This is a genomic window from Pseudoxanthomonas suwonensis (genome assembly GCF_000972865.1).
Classification (GTDB): Bacteria; Pseudomonadota; Gammaproteobacteria; order Xanthomonadales; family Xanthomonadaceae; genus Pseudoxanthomonas; species Pseudoxanthomonas suwonensis_B.
In genome coordinates this window covers 977,212-1,002,698 of the sequence record NZ_CP011144.1, presented here as the reverse complement: position 1 = coordinate 1,002,698, position 25,487 = coordinate 977,212, and the positions used below count along the sequence as shown (strand labels likewise).

General features: G+C 70.1%; 19 protein-coding genes. 8 read left to right on the top strand and 11 right to left on the bottom strand.

The window, feature by feature from the left end:
- Window positions 1-240: 240 nt before the first annotated feature.
- A complete protein-coding gene (locus tag WQ53_RS04345; RefSeq protein WP_052630765.1) occupies window positions 241-1,641 on the bottom strand; it encodes a sigma-54-dependent transcriptional regulator in 1,401 nt (466 codons plus the stop codon).
- A 49-nt stretch (window positions 1,642-1,690) separates the two neighbouring features.
- Window positions 1,691-3,292 (bottom strand): sensor histidine kinase, encoded by a 1,602-nt coding sequence (locus tag WQ53_RS04340; RefSeq protein ID WP_052630763.1) that lies wholly within the window; start codon window positions 3,290-3,292, stop codon window positions 1,691-1,693.
- A 205-nt stretch (window positions 3,293-3,497) separates the two neighbouring features.
- Here WQ53_RS04340 and sucC point away from each other — a divergent pair, with 205 nt between their 5' ends.
- The 3 genes from sucC (at window position 3,498) to WQ53_RS04325 (ending at window position 7,740) form a co-directional block, all read left to right on the top strand.
- Window positions 3,498-4,658 carry an ADP-forming succinate--CoA ligase subunit beta gene (gene sucC / locus WQ53_RS04335; protein WP_052630761.1) on the top strand — a complete coding sequence of 387 codons (1,161 nt, stop codon included), beginning with the start codon at window positions 3,498-3,500 and terminating at the stop codon, window positions 4,656-4,658.
- Between the two features lie 173 nt (window positions 4,659-4,831).
- Window positions 4,832-5,704 carry a succinate--CoA ligase subunit alpha gene (gene sucD / locus WQ53_RS04330; protein ID WP_052630759.1) on the top strand — a complete coding sequence of 291 codons (873 nt, stop codon included), beginning with the start codon at window positions 4,832-4,834 and terminating at the stop codon, window positions 5,702-5,704.
- Window positions 5,705-6,102: 398 nt separating this feature from the next.
- The gene (locus tag WQ53_RS04325) at window positions 6,103-7,740 is read left to right on the top strand and encodes an NAD+ synthase (protein ID WP_052630757.1); all 1,638 of its coding nucleotides are present in this window, start codon (window positions 6,103-6,105) and stop codon (window positions 7,738-7,740) included.
- 217 nt (window positions 7,741-7,957) lie between these two features.
- Here WQ53_RS04325 and WQ53_RS04320 read toward each other — a convergent pair whose 3' ends face one another.
- Window positions 7,958-8,836: an outer membrane protein assembly factor BamD gene (locus WQ53_RS04320; protein WP_052630755.1), complete on the bottom strand. Its 879-nt coding sequence runs from the start codon at window positions 8,834-8,836 to the stop codon at window positions 7,958-7,960.
- Between the two features lie 100 nt (window positions 8,837-8,936).
- Between WQ53_RS04320 and rluD the strand changes: the two genes are divergently transcribed.
- Both rluD and pgeF read left to right on the top strand, forming a co-directional pair.
- Window positions 8,937-9,917: a 23S rRNA pseudouridine(1911/1915/1917) synthase RluD gene (rluD, locus tag WQ53_RS04315; RefSeq protein ID WP_052630753.1), complete on the top strand. Its 981-nt coding sequence runs from the start codon at window positions 8,937-8,939 to the stop codon at window positions 9,915-9,917.
- A 16-nt stretch (window positions 9,918-9,933) separates the two neighbouring features.
- Window positions 9,934-10,713: a peptidoglycan editing factor PgeF gene (gene pgeF, locus WQ53_RS04310; RefSeq protein WP_173427200.1), complete on the top strand. Its 780-nt coding sequence runs from the start codon at window positions 9,934-9,936 to the stop codon at window positions 10,711-10,713.
- A gap of 12 nt (window positions 10,714-10,725) precedes the next feature.
- On the opposite strand, the gene WQ53_RS04305 is transcribed toward pgeF, so the two are convergent.
- The 3 genes from WQ53_RS04305 to WQ53_RS04295 form a co-directional block, all read right to left on the bottom strand.
- Complete coding sequence (locus tag WQ53_RS04305; RefSeq protein ID WP_052630751.1) at window positions 10,726-11,250, bottom strand: GNAT family N-acetyltransferase; 525 nt, start codon at window positions 11,248-11,250, stop codon at window positions 10,726-10,728.
- A gap of 425 nt (window positions 11,251-11,675) precedes the next feature.
- On the bottom strand, window positions 11,676-12,857 hold the full coding sequence (locus WQ53_RS04300) for a glycoside hydrolase family 88/105 protein (RefSeq protein ID WP_082112837.1): 1,182 nt from the start codon (window positions 12,855-12,857) through the stop codon (window positions 11,676-11,678).
- 219 nt (window positions 12,858-13,076) lie between these two features.
- Window positions 13,077-13,847 (bottom strand): DUF481 domain-containing protein, encoded by a 771-nt coding sequence (locus tag WQ53_RS04295; protein ID WP_052630747.1) that lies wholly within the window; start codon window positions 13,845-13,847, stop codon window positions 13,077-13,079.
- Window positions 13,848-14,460: 613 nt separating this feature from the next.
- Here WQ53_RS04295 and WQ53_RS04290 point away from each other — a divergent pair.
- Window positions 14,461-14,922, top strand: a complete 462-nt coding sequence (locus WQ53_RS04290; RefSeq protein WP_052630745.1) for an RHS repeat-associated core domain-containing protein — start codon at window positions 14,461-14,463, stop codon at window positions 14,920-14,922.
- A gap of 644 nt (window positions 14,923-15,566) precedes the next feature.
- On the opposite strand, the gene WQ53_RS17110 is transcribed toward WQ53_RS04290, so the two are convergent.
- The 4 genes from WQ53_RS17110 to otsB form a co-directional block, all read right to left on the bottom strand.
- The gene (locus WQ53_RS17110; protein WP_162488661.1) at window positions 15,567-15,737 is read right to left on the bottom strand and encodes a hypothetical protein; all 171 of its coding nucleotides are present in this window, start codon (window positions 15,735-15,737) and stop codon (window positions 15,567-15,569) included.
- Between the two features lie 400 nt (window positions 15,738-16,137).
- On the bottom strand, window positions 16,138-17,505 hold the full coding sequence (otsA, locus tag WQ53_RS04285; protein ID WP_052630743.1) for an alpha,alpha-trehalose-phosphate synthase (UDP-forming): 1,368 nt from the start codon (window positions 17,503-17,505) through the stop codon (window positions 16,138-16,140).
- Entirely contained in the window at window positions 17,502-19,289 is a 1,788-nt protein-coding gene (locus WQ53_RS04280; RefSeq protein ID WP_052630741.1) for a glycoside hydrolase family 15 protein, read from the bottom strand. The genes otsA and WQ53_RS04280 overlap by 4 nt, the downstream gene beginning before the upstream one ends.
- 39 nt (window positions 19,290-19,328) lie before the next feature.
- Entirely contained in the window at window positions 19,329-20,102 is a 774-nt protein-coding gene (gene otsB / locus WQ53_RS04275) for a trehalose-phosphatase (protein WP_052630739.1), read from the bottom strand.
- Between the two features lie 370 nt (window positions 20,103-20,472).
- On the opposite strand from otsB, the gene WQ53_RS04270 reads away from it, so the two are divergent.
- Both WQ53_RS04270 and WQ53_RS04265 read left to right on the top strand, forming a co-directional pair.
- The gene (locus WQ53_RS04270) at window positions 20,473-22,737 is read left to right on the top strand and encodes a TonB-dependent receptor (RefSeq protein ID WP_052630737.1); all 2,265 of its coding nucleotides are present in this window, start codon (window positions 20,473-20,475) and stop codon (window positions 22,735-22,737) included.
- Window positions 22,738-22,956: 219 nt separating this feature from the next.
- Complete coding sequence (locus WQ53_RS04265) at window positions 22,957-24,552, top strand: hypothetical protein (protein WP_052630735.1); 1,596 nt, start codon at window positions 22,957-22,959, stop codon at window positions 24,550-24,552.
- 12 nt (window positions 24,553-24,564) lie between these two features.
- Here the strand turns inward: WQ53_RS04265 and WQ53_RS04260 are convergent, their stop codons facing one another.
- Window positions 24,565-25,275, bottom strand: coding sequence for a hypothetical protein (locus tag WQ53_RS04260; RefSeq protein WP_201774026.1), 711 nt, complete (start codon window positions 25,273-25,275; stop codon window positions 24,565-24,567).
- Between the last annotated feature and the right edge of the window lie 212 nt (window positions 25,276-25,487).

Below are 25,487 nucleotides of genomic sequence, written 5' to 3'. Positions count from 1 at the left end.
GCCGGCGCCGTCGGGTCGCCGGCTGAACCCGGCTCCTACAACAGCCGCGGCGCGGCCGCTCTTTTTTTGTAGAAGCTGACTTCAGTCGGCGACACGGGCGTCGGAGCCATGAGGGCGTCGCCTGTGCCTGCGGCGCAGGGTCACCGGCTGAACCCGGCTCCCGCAAGAGGCGTTCGCGTGAGCGGGGCGGTCGGGTCGCCGGCCGATGGCCTCCGGAACCGGTGGCGGCAACACGCCGCCTCAGTCCATCCCCAGCTTCTTGAGCTTGTAGCGCAGCGCGCGGAAGGTGATGCCCAGCTGCGCGGCGGTGCGGGTCTTGTTCCAGCGGTTCTCTTCCAGCGCCTTCTGGATCGCGGCGCGCTCCAGCTGCTCGATGTACGAGGGCAGGGCGCCGGTGCCCGGATCCAGGTCGATCACCGCCTCGGCCTGTCCCGTCGCCGGGAGGCCGCCGCCCTCGGACGGCGCGCCGCCGCGGGCGATCGGCTGCGGCAGGTGCAGGTCGGCCGCATCGATGCTGTCGCCGTCGGCCAGGGCCAGGGCGCGCTCCAGCACGTTCTCCAGCTCGCGCACGTTGCCGGGGAAGGCGTAGCCGGCCAGCGCGTCCATCGCCGCGGCGGTCAGTTCCGGCGCAGGGCGGCCCTGGCCGGCGGACAGGCGCTGCAGGATCGCGTTGGCCAACTGCGGCAGGTCGCCGGTGCGCTCGCGCAGCGGCGGCACGCGCAGTTCGATCACGTTGATCCGGTAGTACAGGTCGTGGCGGAAGCGGCCGTCGGCCACCAGTCCGGACAGGTCCTTGTGGGTGGCCGAGAGGATGCGCACGTCCACCGGCACCTCGCCGGCCGCGCCGACCGGGCGCACCGACTTCTCCTGGATCGCGCGCAGCAGCTTGACCTGCATCGGCAGCGGCAGCTCGGCGACCTCGTCCAGGAACAGGGTGCCGCCGCTGGCGGCCTGGAACAGGCCGGGCTTGTCGGCATGCGCGCCGGTGAAGCTGCCCTTCTTGTGGCCGAAGAATTCGCTTTCCATCAGCTCGGCCGGGATCGCGCCGCAGTTGACCGGCACGAACGGCCCGGCCGCGCGCGCGCCCTGCTCGTGGATGGTGCGCGCGACCAGTTCCTTGCCCACGCCCGATTCGCCGAGGATGTACACCGGCGCCTGGCTGCGCGCGACCTTGCCGATGGTGGCGCGCAGGGTGGCCATGGCCGTCGAGTCGCCGAGCAGGCGGCTGGCCTGCTCCGGCGGTGGCGGGGGCGGCTTGGGCCGCTCGGCGTTGTTCAGTTCCAGCGCGTGGCGGACCAGGCCGCGCAGCACGTTGATGTCCACCGGCTTGCTGACGAAGTCGAAGGCGCCAGCCTTCAGCGCCTCCACCGCCAGGTCCATGCTGCCGAAGGCGGTGATCATCGCCACCGGGGTCTGCGGATGGTTGCGGGCGATCTCGCCGACCAGTTCGATGCCGCTGCCGTCGGGCAGCCGCATGTCGGTGAAGCACAGGTCGTAGCGGTTGCCGCCCAGCAATTCGCGGGCTTCGGCCAGGTTGGCTGCGGTGTCGACCCGCAGGCCCATCCGGCCAAGGGTCAGCACCAGCAGTTCGCGGATATCGCGCTCGTCGTCGACGATCAGTGCACTGCGGCCGGGGCTCATGCCGGAACGATAGCCGAGTCGGGGAGTCGGGCCAAGTCTGGAATGGCCGTCACAAAGACAGGATTGCGTTCGGGCCCGGCAGCGCGACCCGGAAACAGGCGCCGCCGCCCGGGACCGGCACGTATTCCAGGGTGGCCTGGTTGGCCCGGGTCAACTCGCGGGCGATGTACAGGCCCAGGCCGGTGCCGTGCTCGGAGGTGGTGAAGAACGGGCGGAACAGCTGCGCCGCCACCCCTTCGGGGATGCCCGGGCCGCGGTCGAGCACGTCGACGAAGGCGTTGCGGCCGTCCTGGAACACGCGCAGGCGGACCCGCGCCGGCTCGTCCATGATCCGTCCGTACTTGAGCGCGTTGTGGACCAGCGCGGTCAGGATCTGCTGCAGGTGCTTGGGGTCGACCAGCGACGGGACCGGCTGCGAGGGCACGATCGCCTCCAGGCTGTCGGTCTCGATCGACAGGGTCTGCCGGTAGTCCTCGACGAAGCGGCGCACGAAGCTGCCCAGGTCGATGTTCTCCGGGTTGGCGCGCTCGCGCCGGGCCAGGCCGAGCACGCTCTCGACGATGCCGTTGGTGCGCAGGCATTGCTGGTGGATGATCTGCAGCAGGCGGCGGTCGGCGTCATCGACATTCCGCGACTCTTCCAGCAGCTGCACCGCGTAGTTGATCGCCGCCAGGGGGTTGCGGATCTCGTGCGCCAGGCTGGCCGAGAAGCGGCCCAGCGCGGCCAGGGTCAGCGACTCGGCGCGGCGCGAGACCACGGTGGTGTCGTCCAGGAACACCAGGGTCTGGTCGCTGTCGGCCAGCAGCCGGGCGAAGCGCGGTTGCACCTCCGGCTGGTCCGGGAACAGCTGCAGCGGGGTCTCGTCCACCTGCCAGCCGTTGCGCCAGCGCTGCAGGCGACGGGCCAGTTCGGGGGCCAGGTGGTTCAGGCCGGCGTCGCCGGCCTCGCCGCCGTCGCCCAGCAACAACGAGGCGGCCTCGTTGGCCAGGGTGATGCGGTTGTCCGAGTCGACCACCAGCACGCCGGTGCGCATGCGGCGGATGATCAGTTCGTTGACCTCCACCAGGTTGGCGACCTCGGCGGTGCGCTGCTCGGCCAGTTTCTGGCTGGAGCGGGCGCGCTGGCCGATCCGGTAGCCCAGCCAGGCCAGGGCCAGGTAGCTGGTGACGAACATCGACAGTTCGGCCAGCGAGCGCGGCCGCTCGCCATCGACCAGGGCCGACCACAGGAACTCCAGGACCAGCGCAGAGCTGGCCAGCACCGCCACGGTCATGCCGTAGCGCAGCGGCAGCAGCATCGCCGCGGCGGCGACGTTGAACAGCAGCATCATCGCGATGCCGGCGGCGACCGGGGGCAGGGCGTGGGTGACGAGGGTCGCGGCCACGATGTCGATGCAGGCGCCGCCGAACACCAGCGGCACCAGCCAGCGCTCGTTGCGGCCCAGCACCAGCAGCACCACCGCGGCGGCCATGTAGGCCACCGCCACGGTCCCGCCCAGCACGGTGCTGCGAGGCTCGCCGACCACGTCCGCCAGCGGGCTGAACACCAGCGCCGCCATGATCGCGGCTTCCAGCACCCGGTACAGGCTGAAGAAATACAGCTCGCGGCGGGGGATCGATTCGAGGCGGTCGATGAGCGATGCGTGGGGCAAGCCGGGGCTCCCGTGTCGCGGCGGCGGCCAGTATAGGGGGCAGCCCGTGGGCGTGCCGTGGCCGGCGCAAAGCGCGGCGGGACGGGCGTTTTGCACCGCCGCGGCCTTGTCGGCGACAATACCGCCCCCGCCCCGCAAGCCCCCCGGCCGTCCCGGCCCGGATCCGCGGCCGGCCCGGCGGTCGTCCCCACCCCACTGGTGAAGCATGAATTTCCACGAGTACCAGGCGAAACAACTGTTTGCCGACTACGGCATTCCGGTCCCGGCCGGGCGCGTCGCGTCCACGCCGGCTGAAGCGGTCGATGCGGCCAAGGCCCTGGGCAGCGGCCCCTGGATGGTCAAGGCCCAGATCCACGCCGGTGGCCGCGGCAAGGCCGGCGGCGTCAAGTTCTGCAAGACCACCGACGACGTGTTCAATGCCGCCATCGGCATGCTCGGCACCAAGATGGCCACCTACCAGTCCGGCGGCGTGGCCCTGCCGGTCAACCAGGTGCTGGTGACCGAGGCCGGCGAGATCGCCAAGGAACTCTACCTGTCGGTGCTGGTCGACCGCGGCAGCAAGTCGATCACCTACATCGCCTCGTCCGAGGGCGGCGTCGACATCGAGACCGTCGCGGCCGAGACCCCGCACCTGATCCAGACCCTCAACGTCAATTTCGTCGAGGGCCTGCAGCCCTACCAGGCGCGCGACGTCGGCTTCGCCCTGGGCCTGAACGCCAAGCAGGTCGGCCAGCTGGTCAAGATCATGACCGGCCTGTACACCCTGTTCAACGAGAAGGACCTGGCGCTGGTCGAGCTCAACCCGCTGGCGATCCTGGACAGCGGCGACCTGTACGCGCTGGACGGCAAGGTCAACTCCGACGACAACGCCAGCTTCCGCCACCCGGACCTGGTCGCCATGCGCGACAAGAGCCAGGAGGACGAGACCGAGGTGCTGGCCAGCCAGCACGACCTCAACTACGTGACCATGGACGGCAACATCGGCTGCATGGTCAACGGCGCCGGCCTGGCGATGGCGACCATGGACGTGATCAAGCTCAACGGCGGCGAGCCGGCGAACTTCCTCGACGTCGGCGGCGGCGCCACCAAGGACCGCGTGACCACTGCGTTCAAGCTGATCCTGTCCTCGGACAAGGTCAAGGCGATCTTCGTCAACATCTTCGGCGGCATCGTCCGCTGCGACATGATCGCCGAGGGCATCATCGCCGCGGTCAAGGACGTGGGCGTCAAGATCCCGGTGATCGTGCGCCTGGAAGGCACCAACGTGGAGGAAGGCAAGAAGCTGCTGAAGGAAAGCGGCCTGGCCATCATCCCCGCCGACGACATCAACGACGGCGCCAAGAAGGCCGTCGCCGCCGTCGCCTGATCTAGAAGGCATCCGCGAAGGCGTGATTCCGGACTCCTTCCCCCTTGAGTCAAGGGGGTGGCCCGCCGCAAAGCGGCGGGACGGGGGTTGTGGAGGCACGCCCAGCGACATCGGCGCAGCCGATGTCGCGCATCCGGAGCCGGCGCCCAATACGTATTACGAGGACTAAAAGCATGTCCGTTCTAATCAACAAATCCACCAAGGTGATCGTGCAGGGCTTCACCGGCCAGCAGGGCACCTTCCACGCCGAGCAGATGGTCGAGTACGGGACCCAGGTGGTCGGCGGCGTCACCCCGGGCAAGGGCGGCCAGACCCACATCGGCCTGCCGGTGTTCAACACCGTCGCCGACGCGGTCAAGGCCACCGGCGCCGACGCTTCGGTCATCTACGTGCCGCCGCCGTTCGCGGCCGACGCGATCCTCGAGGCCGCCGCCGGCGGCATCAAGGTCATCGTGTGCATCACCGAGGGCATCCCGGTGCTGGACATGCTGCGGGTGAAGAACGTGCTGAAGGGCTACGACGACGTCGTCCTGATCGGCCCGAACTGCCCCGGCATCATCACCCCGGGCGAGTGCAAGATCGGCATCATGCCGGGCCACATCCACCAGCCGGGCAAGATCGGCATCGTCTCGCGCTCGGGCACGCTGACCTACGAGGCGGTCAAGCAGACCACCGACGTGGGCCTGGGCCAGTCGACCTGTATTGGCATCGGCGGCGACCCGATCAACGGCCTGAACTTCGTCGACTGCCTCAAGCTGTTCAACGAGGACCCGCAGACCGAGGGCATCATCATGGTCGGCGAGATCGGCGGCAGCGCCGAGGAAGAGGGCGCCGAGTACATCAAGCAGCACGTGAAGAAGCCGGTCGTCGGCTTCATCGCCGGCGCCTCGGCCCCTCCGGGCAAGCGCATGGGCCATGCCGGCGCGATCGCCTCGGGTGGCCAGGGCACGGCCGAGGGCAAGTTCGCCGCGATGGAAGCGGCGGGCGTGACCACGGTGCGCTCGCCGGGCGACCTGGGCGCGGCGATCAAGGCCCGCCTGGGCTGATCGGTACCGCCAAGCGACACCGGAAGGCCGCCCTCGGGCGGCCTTCTGTTTTTCTCTCTCCTTGTAGGAGCCCTGGCGACACGGGCGTCGGGATCACGGGGGCGTCGCCCAGGCCGACGGCGTCGCGTCGCCGGCTGAACCCGGCTCCTACAACAGCACCGGCGCCGCCGCTCTTCTGTAGGAGCTGACTTCAGTCGGCGACACGGGCGTCGGGATCATGAGTGCGTCGCCTGTGCCGACGGCGTCGGGTCGCGGGCAAGCCCGGCTCCTACAGGGAACGTCCCGTCCCACTCAGGCGGCAGGCAGGCGTCGCTGCACCCGCAGCAAGCCCGGCCGGCGCCGGCGTCGTCACACGCCGCGCCGGTATCATGGCCGCATCCCACGAACGGTCTGACGCCATGAAGGACTCCCTGCGCATCGCCCTGGCCCAGTTCGACTTCCCGGTCGGCGCGGTGGCGCGCAACGCGGAGCGGATCGCGGAGATGATCGCCGAGGCGCGCGACGAGTTCGGCGCCGACATCGTGCTGTTTCCGGAACTGGCGGTCAGCGGCTATCCGCCGGAGGACCTGCTGCTGCGGCCCGCGTTCCTGGCCGCCTGCGAGGCGGCGCTGCACGAGCTGGCGAAGGCGGCCACCGGCATCGTCGCGGTGGTGGGCTGGCCGGAGTCGGCCGGCAGCGTGCTCTACAACGCCGCCAGCGTGCTGCGCGACGGCCGGGTCGAGGCCACCTACCGCAAGCGCGAGCTGCCCAACTACGCGGTGTTCGACGAGCGCCGGTACTTCGAGGTCGATCCCGACGGCGGATCGTGCGTGTTCGAGCTCGAGGGCGTGCCCGTCGGTGTGCTGGTGTGCGAGGACCTGTGGTTCCCCGAGCCGCTGGCCGACACCGTGCGCGCCGGCGCGCAGCTGGTGCTGGTGCCCAACGCCTCGCCGTTCGAGCGCGGCAAGCACGCCCAGCGCGACGCGCTGCTGGCCGAGCGCACCCGCGAGTCGGGCGCGGCGCTGGTCTACCTCAACCTGGTCGGCGGGCAGGATGCGGTGGTGTTCGACGGCGCCTCGGTGGTGGCCGACGCCGATGGCAGCGTGCACCCGGCTGCGGCCGCGTTCACCGACCAGTGGCTGGTGGTGGACTACGACACCGCCGGGCGCAGCTTCGTCCCGGTGCAGTGGATCGACGACGGTGACGAGAGCATGGACGCGCTGGCCTGGCGCGCGGTGGTGCGCGGGCTTCAGGACTACTGCGGCAAGAACGGCTTCTCGAAAGTGTGGCTGGGCCTGTCCGGCGGCATCGACTCGGCGCTGGTGCTGGCGCTGGCGGTCGACGCGCTGGGCGCGGACAACGTCACCGCGGTGCGGCTGCCCTCGCGCTACACCGCCGACCTGTCCAACGACCTGGCCGCCGAGCAGTGCGCGGCGCTGGGCGTGCGCCTGGAGACGGTGCCGATCGAACCGGCGTTCCAGGGCTTCCTGCAGGCGCTGGGCCCGCTGTTCGAGGGCCGCGAGGCCGACGTCACCGAGGAGAACCTGCAGTCGCGCAGCCGCGGCGCGATCCTGATGGCGCTGGCCAACAAGTTCCACGGGCTGCTGCTGACCACCGGCAACAAGAGCGAGTACGCGGTCGGCTACGCGACCATCTACGGCGACATGTGCGGCGGCTACGCGCCGTTGAAGGACCTGTACAAGACCGAGGTGTTCGGCCTGGCCAAGTGGCGCAATACGGTCGGCGGTGCGCCGGTGATCCCGCCGGCGGTGATCGCGCGGCCGCCCTCGGCCGAACTGCGCGTCAACCAGACCGACCAGGACTCGCTGCCGGCCTACGACGTGCTCGACGGCATCCTCTACCGCTATGTCGACCAGGAGCAGTCGCGCGACGAGATCGTCGCCGCCGGCTACGCGGCCGAAGTGGTGGACCGGGTGCTGCGGCTGGTGCGCACCAGCGAGTGGAAGCGGCACCAGGCCGCGCCGGGGCCGAAGGTGTCGCGGCGCGCGTTCGGGCGCGAGCGGCGCTATCCGATCAGCAACGGCTTCGCCGGCTGAGATCGCCGGTCCGGCGGCACGCGCCCGCCTTGTGTAGGAGCTGACTTCAGTCGGCGACACGGGCGTCGGAACCCTCGGGGGCGCCACCCGCGCCGACGATGCCTGATTTCTGGCAAGCCCGGATGCTCATGCCGCAAGAGACAGGCGACGGCCCCACGGAAACGCGGAAGGCGCGCCGGAGCGCGCCTTTGCCGTCCAACGCGACCAGCCAGACCGCTCAGCGGTCGCGGGTCGCGTTGCGCTGGCCGGTCGGCGACTTCTCGCCGGCGAAGGGGTTCAGCTTGCGGACCGCCCACGGGTAGTCGGGCCAGTCGCCGTGCAGGTAGGGATGCTGCGGGTCGTTGAGCCGCAGCACGCGGATCGCGTCGGCCGACAGGGTCTGGTTGTCCAGCTGCCGGTAGGACTCGGCCAGCGCGGCGATCGCGTCGTTCTGGAACTCGCTCTGCGGATAGGTCTCGAGGATGTACTGGGCGCGGCTCACCGCCGACAGCCAAGCGCCGCGGCGCATGTAGTACAGCGCGGTGTCCATCTCGTGCCGGGCGAACATGTTGCGCAGCTCGACCATCCGCTGGCGCGCGTCGTCGACGTAGCGGCTGTTGGGATAGCGCTGGACCACGCGGGAGAAGTCGTCGTAGGCCTGCTGCGGCGAGGCCAGGTCGCGGCGGCTGGGGTCAAGCGACCACACCCGCTGCAGGAACACCGCGTCGCGGTTGGAGTTGGCCAGGCCGCGCAGGTAGTAGAAGTAGGCGATGTTGCGGTGGGTCGGGTAGGTGCGGATGAAGCGGTCGATGGTCGAGACCGCGTCCTCGTGCTTGCCGGCCTTGAACTGGGCGTAGGCCGTTTCCATCAGCGCCTGTTCGGTGTACGGGCCGTACGGGTACTGGGCGACCAGGCGCTTGAAGACCCGCTCCGCCTCGGACCAGTTGCCGGCCTGCATCCGCTTGTGGGCCTTGTCGTAGAGCTCGGTGACCGGCAGGCCCTCGTCGGCGTCTTCCTTGCTGTTGCGGCCGCAGCCGGTGGCCAGGAAGGCCGCGGCCAGCAGCAGGGCGGCCAGGCGCAGCGGGGCGGGGAGTGCGAAACGGGGGCGATGGGCCATCGGGGGCGTACGGCGCGGAAACGGAAGGGCCGATGATAGCCTAGTGGCCTGTCCGGCGACTGACTCCAGCACGCCGGACCGTCCCCGCACCGGTTTCCCCATGTCCCAGCCTTCCGACGCTCCCCGCCAGGCCACCGTTCCCGACGAGGCCGCCGGCCGCCGTTTCGACGCGGTCCTGGCCGACCTGTTCCCCGAGTATTCGCGTTCGCGCCTGGCGGCGTGGATCAAGTCCGGCGACGCGCTGCTGGACGGACGGGCCGCACGCCCGCGCGATCCGGTCCGCGGCGGCGAGGCGGTGACCCTGGTGGCGGTGGCCGAGGTCCAGACCGAGGCCGTGCCCGAGGACATCCCGCTGGACATCCTCTACGAGGACGCCGACCTGTTCGTGCTGGACAAGCCGGCCGGGCTGGTGGTCCATCCCGGCGCCGGCAACCCGACCGGGACCCTGGTCAACGCGCTGCTGCACCGCGACCCGGGCTTGGCGGCGCTGCCGCGGGCCGGGATCGTGCACCGCCTGGACAAGGACACCAGCGGGGTCATGGTGGTGGCGCGGACCCTGCCGGCGCATACCGGCCTGGTCGCGCAGCTGGCCGCGCGCGAGGTCCACCGCCAGTACCTGGCGGTGGTGGTCGGCGCGCTGGTCTCCGGCGGCACCGCCGATGCGCCGATCGACCGCCACCCGCGCGACCGCCTGCGCATGGCGGTGCGCGAGGACGGCCGCGACGCGGTCACCCATTTCCGCCTGCGCGAGCGCTTCCGCGCGCACACCGCGCTGGAGTGCCGGCTGGAGACCGGCCGCACCCACCAGATCCGGGTGCACATGCAGCACCTGCGCCACCCCATCGTCGGCGACCCGCTGTACGGCGGCCCGCTGAAGCTGCCCAAGGGCGCGAGCGAGGCCTTGGCCGCGGAGTTGCGCGGTTTCAGGCGCCAGGCCCTGCATGCCGAGACCCTGGAGTTCGCCCATCCGGTCGGCGGCGCGCCGGTGCGCGTGTCTGCGCCGGTGCCGGCCGACATGGTCGGGCTGTTGCGGGTGCTGGGCGAGGACACCCGCGCCTGGGACGAGAGCCAGCGGCGCTGAGCGCCAAGGCATCCGCATGGGCGCAGGCCACGCCATCGCCGACCCTGCGATCCTGCCGGCCGACTGGCCCGCGCCGCCGGGGGTGGTCGCGTTCACCACGCTTCGCCAGGGTGCCGGCGCCTCGCACGCGCCGTTCGACCGCTTCAACCTGGGCGCGCGCTGCGGCGACGATCCGGCCGCGGTGGCGGCCAACCGCGCCGAGCTGGCGTCGGGTTTCGGGCTGCCGTCGCCGCCGGCGTGGCTGCGGCAGGTGCACGGCACCGGCGTGTTCCGTTTCGAAGTATCGGGCGGGCACGACGCGGCCGCGGACGAACCGGAAGCCGACGCGGCGGTGACCTCGGTGCCCGGCGCCGTGCTGGCGATCCTGACCGCCGACTGCCTGCCGGTGGTCTTCGCCGCGGCCGACGGCAGCGAAGTCGGCGCCGCGCACGCCGGTTGGCGCGGGCTGGCGTCCGGCGTGCTGGAAGCGACCGTGGCGGCGATGCGCACCCCGGCTTCGCGGCTGCTCGCCTGGCTCGGGCCGGCGGCCGGGCCGCAGGCCTACGAGGTCGGCGCGGAGGTGCGCGATGCCTTCGTCGCTGTCGATCCCGGCGCCGGCGACGCCTTCGCCGCGACCCGGCCCGGCCACTGGTGCGTGGACCTGTACGCGCTGGCGCGGCGGCGCCTGCAGGCGGCCGGCGTTCCCGCGGCGTCGATCCACGGCGGCGGACTGTGCACGATCTCCGACCCGCGGCGCTTCTATTCGCACCGCCGCGACCAGCGCACCGGCCGCATGGCGACGGTGGTGTGGCGCTAGCGGGTCAACCGCTCACACGTCGCGCGTCATCCACACCAGGCGGTCGTCGAAGTCGACGGAGGCGCGGCTGCCGCGGTCGATCCTGTCGAAGCCGAACCGCTCGAGGAACCTGCGGGCCTGCAGGTTGCTCGAGGCGAACCTGGCCGACAGGCGGTCCACTTTCCATTCGATCGCCGAGCACGCGATCGCCGTTTCCATCAGCAGGCGCGAGACCGGGGTGCCCCGGTAGCGCGGTAGTACGTAGGCGCCCCAGAGGTGGGCGGTCTCGAGCCCGCGCGACAGGCCCAGCACCCCGACCAGCCGGCTGCGGTCGAATACGCCCCACAGCCGGGTATCCACGTCCTCGTACTGTTCGAACAGCCCGGGCAGGCCGTCCGGCGCCGTGCCGATCTCCCGCAGCACCTCCGGTTCGGCCAGGTGGCGCGCCCCTGCCAGGGAATCCCGGCGCAACGTGCGGTAGCTGGCCAGGTCGCCCGGCCCGATGCGTCTTACCTGCAGGAGCTGCCGGTAGTCGGGCTCCCTGATTACAGCGTTCATCCGTTCGTCTGTCCGTAGTCCGATTGCGGGAAAAACGTCGCGCGCAGGCCTTCCACGCCGGCGGTGCGCCGAAGGGGAACGAGGCCCGTGTTGCCCGGCGGATGCGCATCCGAAGTCCGGGCATCGTGGTTTTCGCTTTGCAGGCGGAAAGGCGGCGCATGCCGGCCCGGCGATGCGGGACGGCGCTGTCCGACAGGCTCCTGTCTTTGCCTCGGGCCGCTACGGCCGCGGGGCATGGGTTCCGGAGCCCGCGGGCGGCAGTCGGGTGATCGACCCTGCCGTGCGGCACCGGGTGGAGAAACGGCGTACTTCCTGGCCGGATTCCCCAGGCGCGCATTGTACCGTCCGGGGGACGCGACAGGCGGAGGAAGTGGCGCGAATACGTATGTGCATACGCCCCGTTGCGCCCGCCGGTTGCTTCCGGTTCAGCGCAGCAGCGCGGCCGCACTCCACAGCAGCGGTGCCTGGCCGTGGTAGTCGCCGGTCAGTCGCGGGCGCTGGAAATAGTAGTTCTCCTCGTCGCCGGCGTAGTCCGGTTCGCCGGGATGGGACAGCGGCTTGTAGGCCCAGTCGCTGACGTCGTGCAGCCGCCCTTCCGGCGTGAGCCGGCCGACCAGGGCCAGCCAGGCCGCGCGCGCCACCGGCCCGAACGCGTCGGCATCCAGCCAGCCGTTGCGCACGCCGGTGGCCAGCGCGTAGGCGAACATGGCGCTGCCCGAGGTTTCGGGCCAGTTGCGGCCGTCGTCCGAATCGAGCACCTGCTTCCACAAGCCTGTGCCGTCGCCGTGGCGTACCTGGTACGCCTTCAGCCCGTCCATCATCCTCGCGTAGCCGCGGGCGATCGCCGGACGATGCGGATGGTCCTGCGGCAGTTCGCCCAGCAGCTCGGTCATGCCCGCGGCGAACCAGCCGTTGCCGCGCGCCCAGCGGTGGCGGAAATCCTGGTGGTGGAAGAACAGGCCATCGTCCTGCTGCAGGGCGTCCAGGTACTCGACCATCGCGGCGGCGGCCGCGTCCAGGCAGCCGGCGTCGCCCGAGGCGCGGTAGGCCTGCACCTGCAGCGCGGAGACCATGAACATGTCGTCGATCGCGAAGCGCTTCTGCGCGTCCAGGTGCGCGCGCTGGTGGTCGGCCAGCGCCAGGCCTTCCGCGCGCGCGGCCGGGTCGCCGGTGAGCAGCGCGATCTGCAGCGGCACGATGCCGAACACGTTGTCGTCCACGTGGCCCTCGCCGGCCAGCAGCTCGGTGTAGCCGCCGCGGTAGGGCGCGTAGTTCGCGACCAGGGTGTCGAGCAGGCGCGCATCGTCCAGCAGCGCGCCGACCACCAGCGAGCCGTACCAGGCGCAGGCGAGCTTGTAGTGCCGGGAGCCGGCCGGATCCTCGCCGGCGAAGGCGCGGGCCACGCGCGCGCCGACAGTCGCCGGGTCGGTTCCGGCGGGCCAGTCGCGGAAATGGGCGTCGCGCGTCGACGCCGGGTCCTGCGCCTGGGCTGCGGTCGCGTCCGCCATCGCGCCGGCCGCCCGCGCCAGGGCGGGAGCGAGACCCGCGGTCGCGAGCAGCGACAGGCCCATGCACAGGGCGCGCCGGGTCGTGCGGGGAAACGTCATCGTTGACCTCGTCCTGGGATCGCCGTACCGCCTGCGGCACGGCGAGCTTCCGCGTGGCGCGACGCAGGTGTCAACCGCACCTTGTCCGAGTCCGGTACCGGGGCCAGCCGGAATTCACATGGGTCACGCCTGCCAGCGCGCGGCCGCACCCGGCCGCAAGGACGCGGCATCGGCTGGCCGGGCAGGGCGGAGCTTCGGCTCCGCCCTGCCCGGTCGTCGTCAGCGGAAGTTGTAGACCAGGTTGATCGTGGTCAGGGTGTCGGTCTTGCGCTGGCCCGCGGTCCGGTCCACCTGGCTGTTGTGGCGCGCCTGCACGCCGGCCTTCAGTGCCAGGTGCGCGTTCATCGCCACCGCCAGGTTCAGGTCGTTCTGGGCGAAGGTGTTGTCGCTGCCGGATTCGACCAGCAGGGTGTTGAGCAGGTCGGTATTGCCGGTGAGCCGGTGCCTGAAGTCGAGCAGGCACCGGCCGATCAGGTCGCGCCGGATCGTGCCGGTGTCGGTCTCGCGCGCGCGGCGGTAGCCCGGGCCGGCCTCGGCCACCAGGCGGGCGCGCTCGCCTTCGATGCGATAGCCGTAGCCCATGGCGAAGGTGGCCTGGTACTCGTAGGACGAGAACGAGTCGTGCTCGTAGCGAGCAGATCCCGATACATGGTTGCGCGGATTGAACTTGTACGCGCTGGAGGTCGCCAGTTCGTAGCGGTCGGCGCTGGTCTCATAGCGAGCCTGCCCGGTGCCGTCGCCGTCGAAGTCGCCGCGCACCTGCGCGCGGGCGCGCAGCGCCGAGGCGCCGAAGGTGTTCTTCCATTGCGCGTCCTCGTGGGCGAAGCGCAGCTTGGCGTTGAGGCTCTCGGTGCGCGAATTGCCGCGGGTCATCGCCATGCCCAGCTCGCCGGTGCCGGTCCAGCCGGTCGGTGGCGCGGGGGTGTCCTCGGCGGTGGCGGCCAGCGGAAGCAGGGCGGCGAGCAGCAGTGCGGTCTTGCGGTGGTGCATGGGATCGTGTGTCGGTGTGATGGGCAGGGGGTGCGGCGCGATTCGCGCCCATGGCGCGGGCGCGTTTGCCGGACCCATGATCCGCAACACGGCTGACGGGAAGCTGTCAGGCCGATTCGAGCGCTGCCAGATAGCCCTTGCGCCAGGCGTGGATGTCGTGCTCGAGCAGGTAGTCGTACATCGCCCGCCAGCGTTCGCGGCGCCGCGCCAGCGGCATCGTCGCCGCGGTGGCGATGGCGTCGGCCGAGAAACGGGGTCAGGTTGAGTTATTAGCCTCAGGTAGGAAAGTGAACCTGACCCCGTTCTCCGGACCACGTTCTCCTCCTGGTGCAAGTGTGAGTTTCTTCAACATTCAAGCGCCGTCGCTTGGCCCTGATCCGAATCATGAAGTGCAGCATGTATAGGTTGTCCGGCTTTCGGGACTTCCCCCGCAAGCGTCGCTTGCATCAATTTGTACAAATTTCCTTGCAATCGTCGCCGTGGCCTGCCAACACGAGTGATGGCCTGGCATGCAAGCGTCTCTTGCATCGTTGGTGGCGCGTCAGGACTTGTCAGTTACCCGGACCCGGTTCCACGCTCGAACTTTGTCGGCCAGCTTTCGGGTGGGAGAAGAATGATTAAGGCAGTCATAAAGCTTGGTTCGGTGCTTTTGACGGTGGTATGGATTCTGACGCCCCGAGTGTGGGCGCAGACGACAGTAAAGTACGTGCATACCGACGTGCTAGGCAGCGTGGTGGCGATGACCGACGCCAGTGGCCTGGTCGTGGAGGCGCGCGAGTACGAACCGTACGGTTACCAGGCGACGCCTGCGATCCAGGATGGACCCGGATACACAGGGCATCTGCAGGATATGGCAACCGGGCTGGTGTACATGCAACAGCGCTACTACGATCCGCAGATTGGGAGATTTTTGTCCGTTGATCCAGTGGTCGCGTACGACAATGATGATTACCGCTATTTCAATCGTTATGCCTACGCCTTCAACAACCCCTACAGGTTCACTGATCCAGATGGTCGTGCAGTTCAGGCTTTGTGGGGGGCGCCAATTGGAGCTATCGTAAACATCGGTGTGTAGATGGCGATGAGCGAAGGGTCTGTGGGCGAAAGGTTCTCGCAAATAAGCTGGGGGCAAGTGGGGATAGCTACCGCAGCGGGTGCTTTGAGTGGCGGAGTAAGCGCGATTGCGAACACTGCCGCCACAACCGGCGGTACTATCGCTGTAAACATAGTCGGGAACGCTGCTGTTGGTGCAGTAGCAACTCAAGCCAGTGCCCAAATTGAAGGCAGAACTGCGTCGGTGTCGGAAGTGGCAAAGGGGGCGGCGCTTAGCGGCGGAACTGCGGGTGCAGGCGCCGCGATTTCGGCGGCTCCAGGAGCAATCGCAAAGAGTGCTAGTGCTGGAATGACGCAGACAGAACGGACTGCAACGGCGAATCTATTGAGCGGGATTAGAAATACAACGCCTGACTTCAGGCACACGAACCCAATTCAGACAGGAGCTAATGCTGCAGGTGCAGCGGTTAGTGCGTCTGGTGATCTGAAGCCGTTGCTGGACGAGAAGAGCCATGATTAGTGAGCGTAAGAGAATCGCGAGAAGTGTCGCTATTTATTATTCGCAAGTTTTGGTGTTCATCGTTGCGAGCTATGGCTTGATATTTATTTTGTACGGTCGGACCAGGCTCTCTTTTTTAGAGTGGGCGATCATCCTTTTGGTGGCGTTCACGGTCGGCTATCTGCCGCGCTTTGTTCGAATGCTTCGCGCGAATAGACGGGGCGAAGGGATTGAGCCACCCCCATGAAACACAAGGCCCGCATCCCCGGGCCTTGCCGTTGTTGGAGTTGCACCTGGTTTAGCTGTTCTGCTGCTACAGCCGCGTCGATCATCTGCATCACGAACCGCTGCTGCGACTTAGGCAATAGTGCGGTGCGCTCGACCTGCCGCTGCAGCTTCGATACTGGCCTGCACTTGCCGGACCTAGGTTCCTCGCCGATCAGTTCCTCGACGCTCGCGCGCCCAGCAACGCCGCCAAGGGCGGTAGGTACGAGATCGAGACGCGGCGCTTGCCGCTCGTCGGGTCTTGGCCTCGACAATTATCTGGAAGGCTTCGTGGCCCAAGGCGTATTGTTGCTGCAAGCAGGTAGTGCGGATCTCGGTCAGCGCTTCCCCGGGGAGGAGTTCGTTGAGCAACGCCCGGTAGGGATGGGCCCTACCGTTGGGAGAATCGCCCCAGGCAGGCCAAGTTGGACGAAGGCGCGTTGCCCGGAACCATAGCCGCCGTCGCGTCCCCGCTTAGGTCGATTCCAGCGAGGCCAGGTAGCTGCGGCGCCAGGCGTGGATGTCGTGCTCGAGCAGGTAGTCGTACATCGCCCGCCAGCGCTCGCGGCGCCGCGCCAGCGGCATCGTCGCCGCGGTGGCGATGGCATCGGCCACGCCGTCCAGGTCGTGCGGGTTGACCAGCAGGGCCTCGCTCATCTCCTGCGCGGCGCCGGCCAGCAGCGACAGCACCAGCACGCCGGGATCTTCCGGATCCTGCGCAGCCACGTACTCCTTGGCCACCAGGTTCATGCCATCGCGCAGCGGCGTGACCAGGCCCACCCGCGCGCTGCGGTAGAAGCCGGTGAGGGTGGCGTGCGGGAAGTTGCGGTTGACATAGCGCAGCGGGGTCCAGTCCGGCTCGGCGTGGGCGCCGTTGATGTGGCCGGCGATCTGTTCGAGCTGGCTGCGCAGGTGCTGGTATTCGCCGACCTCGCCGCGCGAGACCGGGGCGATCTGCAGGTAGGTCAGGGTGCCGCGCTGGTCGGGATGGCGCTGCAGGTAGCGTTCGAAGCCGTGGAAGCGCTCGGGCAGGCCCTTGGAATAGTCCAGCCGGTCCACGCCGATGGCGAGCATCCGCCGCTCCAGGCTGGTGCGCAGCGCGCGCAGTGCCGGCTTGGCCATCGCCGCGGCCGCCTGCCGGGCGATGTGCGCGGTGTCGATGCTGATCGGGAAGGCGCCGGTGCGGAAGCGGCGTCCGCCGGGCGCTTCCAGCAGGCCCTCGCCGACGATCCTGCCGCCGCCGTACAGGCGCACGTAGGACTGGAAGCGGTCGTTGTCGCGGCGGGTCTGGAAGCCGAGCAGGTCGTAGGCGTACAGGGTGGAGAACAGCCGCTGGTGGTCGGGCATGGCCATCAGCAGGTCGGCCGAGGGCACCGGCACGTGCAGGAAGAAGCCGATCCGGCAGCCCACCCCGCGCTCGCGCAGCAGCGCCGCCAGCGGGATCAGGTGGTAGTCGTGGACCCAGACGGTGTCGTCCTCGCGCAGCAGCGGCGCCAGCTTGTCGGCGAACAGCGCGTTGACCCGGCGGTAGCCCTCGCGGGTGGCGCGGTCGTAATCGACCAGGTCCAGGCGGAAGTGCAGCAGCGGCCACAGCGTGCGGTTGGAGAAGCCGTTGTAGTAGGCGTCCAGGTCGGCGCGGTCCAGGTCCAGGGTGACGTAGCGGATGTCGCCCTCGCGCTGCTCGTGCACCTGGCCGCTGTGGCTGCGCACGAGCTTGCCGCTCCAGCCGAACCACACGCCGCCGCGCTCGCCCAGCGCCGCCTGCAGCGCCACCGCCAGCCCGCCGGCGCGGCTCTCGCCGGGCAGGGCGACGCGGTTGGAGACGACCACCAGCCGGCTCACGAGGCTTCCTGCCAGGAGCGCGACAGGCGCATCGCGGCGATGATCAGGCCCACGTGCGAATAGGTCTGCGGGAAGTTGCCCCAGCCCTCGCCGTCCTCGAAGGCCATGTCCTCGGAGAGCAGGCCGAGGTGGTTGCGGTGGGAGAGCACGCGCTCGAACAGTTCGCGCGCCTCGTCCATGCGCCCGACCGCGGCCAGCGCGTCGATGTACCAGAACGTGCAGATGGTGAAGCTGGTCTCCGGCGTGCCGAAGTCGTCCGGCGCCAGGTAACGGAACACGCCGTCGCCGTGGCGCAGCTCGCGGCCGATCGCCTCGACCGTGGCCACGTAGCGCGGGTCGTCGGGGGCGACGAAGCCGATGTCGGCCAGCAGCAGCAGCGAGGCATCCAGGTAGTCGCTCTGGAACGAGGCGCTGAAATGGTTGGCCTGCGGCCGCCAGGCACGTTCCAGCGCGGTCGCGCGGATCGTGTCGGCGCGGTCGCGCCAGTAGCCGGCGCGGTCGTCCAGCCCCAGCCGCAGCGCGATCTTGGCCAGGCGGTCGCAGGCGGCCCAGCACATCGCCGCGGTGTAGGTGTGGACCTCGGCGCGGCCGCGGAACTCCCACAGGCCCGCGTCCGGCACGTCGTACAGGGCGAAGGCGCGCTCGCCCAGCGGCTCGAGCCGCGAAAAGGTGTGCGCGTCGCCGGGATCGGCCAGGCGCTGGTCGAAGAACAGCTGGGTCGAGGCCAGTACCACGCTGCCATAGACGTCGTGCTGCTTCTGGATCCAGGCCAGGTTGCCGCGCCGCACCGGGCCCATGCCGCGGTAGCCGGCCAGCGACTCGACCTCGTGCTCTTCGAGCCTTTCCTCGAAGCCGATCCCGTACAGCGGCTGCAGGGTGCCGTCGTGGGTGGCGATGTTGAAGATGTAGCGCAGGAACTCCTCCATGCTGCGGGTCGCGCCCAGGCGGTTGAGCGCGCGCACCACGAAGGCCGCGTCGCGCAGCCAGCAGTAGCGGTAGTCCCAGTTGCGCGAGGAGCCGGGCGCCTCCGGGATCGAGGTGGTCATCGCCGCGATGATCGCGCCGCTGTCCTCGTACTGGCACAGCTTCAGGGTGATCGCGCTGCGGATCACCGCCTCCTGCCATTCCAGCGGCACCGACAGGTAGCGGACCCATTCGCGCCAGTAGTCGAGCGTGCGTCCCAGCGCCTCTTCGACGTAGCCGTCGATCGAGCGGGTCACCGGTTCGTCCGGCCCCAGCACCAGGTGCAGGCGGTGGCCGAGCACGAATGGCAGGCCGTCGCGAATGAAGCGCACCGGGACGTCGGTGGTCAGGCGCAGGGTGAAGGCCGGCAGCAGCCAGCGGATGTGGTTGCTGCCCCAGGTGTGCTCGGGCGCGCGCGCGCCCCAGTCGGCCAGCGGCCGCGCACGCACGCGGATGCGCGGGCTGCCCGTCAGCGGGGTGATCCGCCTGATGATCGACACCGGGCGGTAGAAGCGGCCGTTCTGGCGCCAGCGCGGGGCGAAGTCCAGGATCTCCAGCGAGCCGCCGTGGGCATCGTGCAGGACCGTGCGCAGCACCGCGGTGTTGGGCACGTAGGCCTGCTCGGCGCGGGCGAAGTCCTCCAGCTCGATGCCGAAATCGCCGCCTCCATGTTCGCGCGGCGACAGCAGCGCGCAGAACGCCGGATCGCCGTCGAACGCGGGCAGGCAGGCCCAGACCACGCGGCCGCGGGCGTCGACCAGCGCGCCGAAGCTGCCGTTGCCGATCACGCCCAGTTGCAGGTTCGCATCATGCACGTCCATTCAGTCGTCCCCTCGGTCGGGGCGGCGGCGCACGCGGCGCTACCGCTCGGTGGCCTCCCTCCGCAGCGCGTTGGCGGCGAGCCAGGCATGCACGGCTCGCGTGTCCGGCAGCGCGTGCGTGGCCGCGCTGTGCACGCGTGGGCCGACCAGCACGCTCCAGCCACCGGCGCGGTTGGCCGCGCCGAAGCCGTACTCGTCGGTCAGGTCGTCGCCGATGAACACCGGCACGCGCCCGGCGAACGGCGGCCGCGCCATCATCCGCTCCAGCGCGCGGCCCTTGTCGCTGCCTTCGGGCACGAACTCGACCACGTGGTCGCCCGGTTGCAGGCGGTAGCCCGGCAGGCCGGCGATGCGTTCGCTGGCGAAGCCGGAGACCGCGCCGGCGGCGTGCGGGGCGCCGCGCCAGTGCAGGGCGATACTCACCCCCTTGTCCTCGACCAGCACGCCCGGATGCGCGGCGGCCAGGTGCGCGGCCGCACGGTGCAGCTCGTGCAGGAACGCGGAGGTGTCGTCGGGGATGGCGGCCGCGGCCGCGGCGTCGCCGCGGAACTGGTGGCCGTGCAGGCCGGCGGCCGGCAGCCGCAGCGGGGCAAACAGCGCGTCCAGCTGCGCCAGCGGACGCCCGCTGACCAGCGCCACCGCGCCGCGCAGGCGGTCGCTGATCGCGCCGATCGCTTCGCGTACCTGCGCCGTCACGCGCACCGCGGACGGATCGACGCTGAACTCGATCAGGGTGCCGTCCACGTCGAGGAACAGCGCGCACGCATCATCGAGCGGCGGCGGCGACGGGCGGTGGGGGATCGCGTCGGCCATGGACCGATTCTGCACCATCGCGGCGTGATGTTCAGGTCATCCCTGTCCCGGGGGGCGGTCAGGCTGCGGTCGCCACGGATCGCACGCAGGGTCGTCCGCTGCGAGGAGCATGAGCTCATGCCCGCCGGTTGTTTGCCCGGACCGCGCGGCGCCCGCCACCCTTCGCCACCCGAGGACACGTGCATGCATCGCTTGCTGTCGCTGTTGGCCATGCTGCCGGCCGGATGCGCCGTCGCGCCGGTCGCGCCCCCGGTTGCCGGCGCCGCCGGAGCCAGCCTGCACCCGGTCGGGGTGTCGTTCTGATGCGCCGCCACAACCCCGCGCCAGTGTTGCATCATCGTGACGCCTCCCCCCACCGAGGAACCGCCCCATGAACCACCCGCTCCGTGCGCGCCTGCCGCGCCGCACCGGCCTTGCCCTGGCCATCGCCCTGGCGTCGCTGCCGGCGCTGGCCGCCGCCCAGGACCAGGCCACCACCCTCGACGCGGTCCAGGTCACCGCCCAGCGCAAGGTCGAGAACATCCAGGACGTGCCGGTCTCGATCACCAGCATCGACGCCGAGAAGCTGCACGTGCTCGGCTCCGGCGGCAACGACATCCGTTTCCTGTCCGCGCGCGTGCCCAGCCTGAACATCGAGTCCTCGTACGGACGCGCGTTCCCGCGCTTCTACATCCGCGGCCTGGGCAACACCGACTTCGACCTCAACGCCTCCCAGCCGGTGTCGCTGGTGTACGACGACGTGGTCCAGGAGAACCCGCTGCTCAAGGGCTTCCCGCTGTTCGACATCGCCCAGGTCGAGGTGCTGCGCGGCCCGCAGGGCACGCTGTTCGGGCGCAACACGCCGGCCGGCGTGGTCAAGTTCGATTCGGTACGGCCTTCGCGCGAGTTCGACGGCTACGCGCAGCTGGCCTACGGCAGCGACGCGCTGGTCAACTTCGAGGGCGCGGTCGGCGGCCCGCTGGGCGCGCGCTGGTCGGCGCGCGCCTCGGCCCTGTACCAGCGCCGCGACGACTGGGTGACCAACACCTGGCCCGGGCCGAACGACGGCTTCGAGGGCTATGACGAGTCGGCCGCGCGCGTGCAGCTGCTGTACGAGGGCGACGCGTTCGAGGTGCTGTTCAACCTGCACCGGCGCGACCTCAACGGCACCGCGCGCCTGTTCCGCGCCAACATCATCGAGCCTGGCAGCAACCGCTTCGTGCCCGGCTTCGACAAGGAGCGGGTCTCGATCGACGGCGTCAACTTCTCCGAGCTGGAGACCTGGGGTGGCAGCGCCCGCCTGCGCTGGGACTTCGGCGACCTGAGCCTGCACTCGATCACCGGCTACGAGACCCTGGAATCGCTCAACCGCGGCGACATCGACGGCGGCTACGGCGCGGCGTTCCTGCCGCCGGAACTGACGGGCCCGGGCTTCATCCCGTTCGCCGCCGAGTCGGCCGACGGCATTCCCGACCACAGGCAGGTCACCCAGGAATTCCGCCTGGAATCGGACTACGGCGGCCGCTTCGACTGGCAGGCCGGCCTGTTCTGGTACCGCGAGGAGCTGACCATCGACAGCTTCAACTACGACTCGCTGGCGCCGGGCAACCCGCGCGCCGGCCACGCCGTGCAGGAGCAGGAGAACACCGCCTGGGCCGTGTTCGCCTCGGCCGAGTACGCCGCCACCGAGCGGCTGAAGCTGCGCGGCGGTGTGCGCTACACCAAGGACGAGAAGGAGTTCTCGGCCAGCGTGCTGGAGGCCGCACCGTTTGGCGCGCCGGTGGGCGGGCCGTACACGGTCGATACCGACGTGGACGATGTCAGCTGGGACGCCAGCGCGGTCTACGAGGTCAACGACGCGGTCAATCTCTACGGTCGCGTGGCCAAGGGCTTCCGCGCGCCGTCGGTCCAGGGCCGGCTGCTGTTCGCCGCGCCCGGCGCACCCAACGGCGGCGTGTCCACCGCCGGTTCGGAGACGGTCGTTTCCTACGAAGTCGGCATCAAGGCCGACCTGTTCGATCGCCGCGCACGCCTGGGTTTCAACCTGTTCCGCTACGAGGTCGACGACCAGCAGCTGATCGCGGTCGGCGGCGGCGCCAACATCGCCACCCTGCTCAACGCCGACCGGACCCTCGGCCAGGGCGTGGAACTGGACCTGACGGCCTGGCTGGCCGAGGGCCTGCTGCTGACCTGGGGCAGCAGCTACAACGACACCCGGATCGACGACCCCGGCCTGGCGGTGGCGGTCTGCGGCGGCGGCTGCACCGTGACCGATCCGACCACCAGCATCGACGGGGCGACCTACGCGCTGATCGACGGCAACCCGCTGCCGCAGGCGCCGGAGTGGATCCACAACCTGACCCTGCGCTGGGGCATCCCGCTGGCTGCGGGCGAGCTGTACTTCTTCACCGACTGGGCCTATCGCAGCGAGGTCAACTTCTTCCTGTACGAGTCTCCCGAGTTCCGCGGCCGCTCCTCGCTGGAAGGCGGCCTGCGCGTCGGCTACGGCTGGGGCGGCGGCGCCTACGACCTGGCCGCGTTCGGCCGCAACATCACCGACCAGACCCGGATCGTCGGCGGCATCGACTTCAACAACCTGACCGGCTTCATCAACGAGCCGCGGACCTGGGGCGTGGAGTTCCGCTGGAACTTCTGAGGCTGCGAACGGGCCGGGGCATGGCGCCCCGGCCCGCAGCTCTTCGCGCGGCCCTTTACTTACACGGCCCTTTGTAGGAGCCGGGTTCAGCCGGCGACACGGGCGTCGGAACCACGAGGGAGTCGCCTGTGCCGACGGCGTCGTGTCGCCGGCTGAAGCCAGCTCCTGCAACAGCAGCGCCCTTGACGCCATCACAGCCCCTCTCCGCAGGATGTTCCGATGACGCAACCCCGCCATCCGCCACGCTGGTTCGTCGCCGGCGACCTCAACGGCTTCTTCGGCCTGGTAGTCGACAACCTGTCGATCCTGGGCTTCATCGCGCTGGCGCTGATCGGCATCTTCGGCTTCCCGGCCGAGGTGGTCTACACCAGGATGTTCCCCGGCACCGCGCTGGGCGTGCTCGTCGGCAACCTCGCCTACACCGCGATGGCGCGGCGGCTGGCCGCGCGCAGCGGCCGCGACGACGTCACCGCCATGCCGCTGGGGCTGGACGCGCCGACCAGCATCGGCATGGCGCTGCTGGTGCTGGGCCCCGGCTTCCTCGCCTTCCGCCAGCAGGGCTTGGACGAGCAGGCCGCCGCGCTCGCCACCTGGCAGCTGGGCATGGCCTCGCTGGTGGTGATGGGAACGCTGAAGCTGGCGCTTTCGTTCTGCGGCGACGCGATCACCCGGGTGGTGCCGCGCGCGGCGCTGCTGGGCTCGATCGGCGGCGCGGCGCTGACCCTGCTGGGCTTCCTGCCGCTGATCGAGACCCTGCGCTCGCCGGTGGCCGGGCTGGTCACCCTCGGCCTGCTGCTGTACGTGCTGGTCGCACGCGGGCGGCTGCCGGTGCGCGTGCCGGGCGTGCTGCTCGCACTGCTGGTCGGCACCGCGCTGTATTACGCGCTGGGCCTGGCCGGGTGGGGCATGCCGGGCTTCGCCCTGCCGCAGGCGGTCACGCTGGCCATCGCGCTGCCGTTGCCGGGCACCGGATTCATAGCCGGCCTGCCGGCCACGGTGCCGTACCTGCCGCTGCTGTTGCCGTTCGGCCTGCTGATGGTGGTCGGCGGCATCAACGTGGCCGAGAGCGCGCGCGCGGCCGGCGACGACTACCGCACCCGCGACGTGCTGCTGGTGGAGGCCGTGTCGACGCTGGTGGCCGGCGTCTGCGGCGGCGTCGCCCAGACCACGCCGTACATCGGGCAGCCCGCCTACAAGCACATGGGCGCGCGCCACGGCTATACGCTGCTGGCGGGGTTGTTCATCGGCCTCGGCGGCGTGTTCGGCTACCTGGCCGGGCTGGTGCAGTGGCTGCCGGTCGCGGTGCTGGCGCCGATCATCGTCTACGTCGGCCTGGACATCACCGTGCAGGCCTTCCACGCCACCGAGCGCCGGCATGCGCCGGCGGTGGCGCTGGCGTTCCTGCCATCGGTGGCCTACTTGCTGGCGATCAAGCTGGGCAACCCGGCCTGGATCGCGCCGGAGCGCCATGCCACGCTGTACGCCGCGGTGGACGGGCACGGCCTGCCGGAACTGGCCACGATCGTCACCCTCGGCAACGGCTTCATCATCACCGCGATGCTCTGGAGCACCGCGCTGGTGGCGATGATCGACGGCCGCGTGCGCCGCGCGGCCGGGGTGCTGCTGCTGGCCGGAGCGCTGACCCTGTTCGGGTTCGTGCATTCGGTCGATCCACGCGGTGGCATCTACTGGCCGTGGGCACTGGAAGGACTGCCGAAGCTGATCGCCTGGCAGTTCGCCGCCGCCTATGGCGCGCTGGCCGCGTTGCTGGCGCTGCTTTCGCTGCAGAAGCAAGGTGCGGCCGCGCCGGACTGAGCCGCATGCGCCTCAGATCACCACCGGGAAGGTGGCCAGCACGCCCAGGGTCGCGGCGAAGGTGACCAGGCTCAGGCCGAACAGCAGCCAGCGGCTGCGCCTGCTGTTGGCCTTGTTGCCGACCGCGACGAAGAACAGCACCAGCGCGAACAGCACGCCGGTCAGCACGTAGTTGTCGGACAGGGTGCTGGCCGCCAGGGCTTCGGTACCGCGCTGTTCGGCCCGCTCGCTCAGGCGGTCGGCCTCGTCCTGCGCCGCCAGGCGGTATTCGGGCATCACGAACGGCGTGGCCGGCGCATCGGGATTGCGCAGCGGGCGGTAGGCCATCCAGGCCTCGAACGCAGGCTTGAACTCGTCGCGGAAACGGGCGTGGATGAAGGCGGACAGGGTCCGTTCGCGCGGCGCGTAGCCGGCCTCGTGCGCGGCCGGATCGTCCTGGAGCTCCGCGTTGAGCGCGCCGAGCCACTGGGTGAACGTGATCACGTCCACGGTGCGCTGCTGCCAGGCCTCGTTGGACTTGCGGTTGGCCTCGATGCGTGCCGCCGAGGCCTCGGTGGTGAGCCGCGACTGCACGCCGCCCCACTTGGCGCTTTCGAAGCCGGCCCACGCGGTGCCGATGGCGGCCATGGCCATGACCAGGGTGAACAGCATCTCCAGGCGGTCGGTGCGCCGCTGCGCCTTCTCTTCCGCTCGGCTTTCCTGGTGCGTCGGCTCGGTTTCCATCGGCATTCCCCATGCGCATGGATGCGGATCGTCCAGCTGGCGTCCTTGCGCCGATGAGCGGTGCAGGCGACGCCGGAGTGGACCGCCGGCATCGCCGAGGACGGAACGCGCGGCCAGTGTCGGCCGCTGCTGCGAGCGTGTCCAGAGGCACCGCGGCCGCGCGCGGAACCGTGGCGGCCGGATGGGGTCAGAGAGCCCAAGTCCGAACGAGA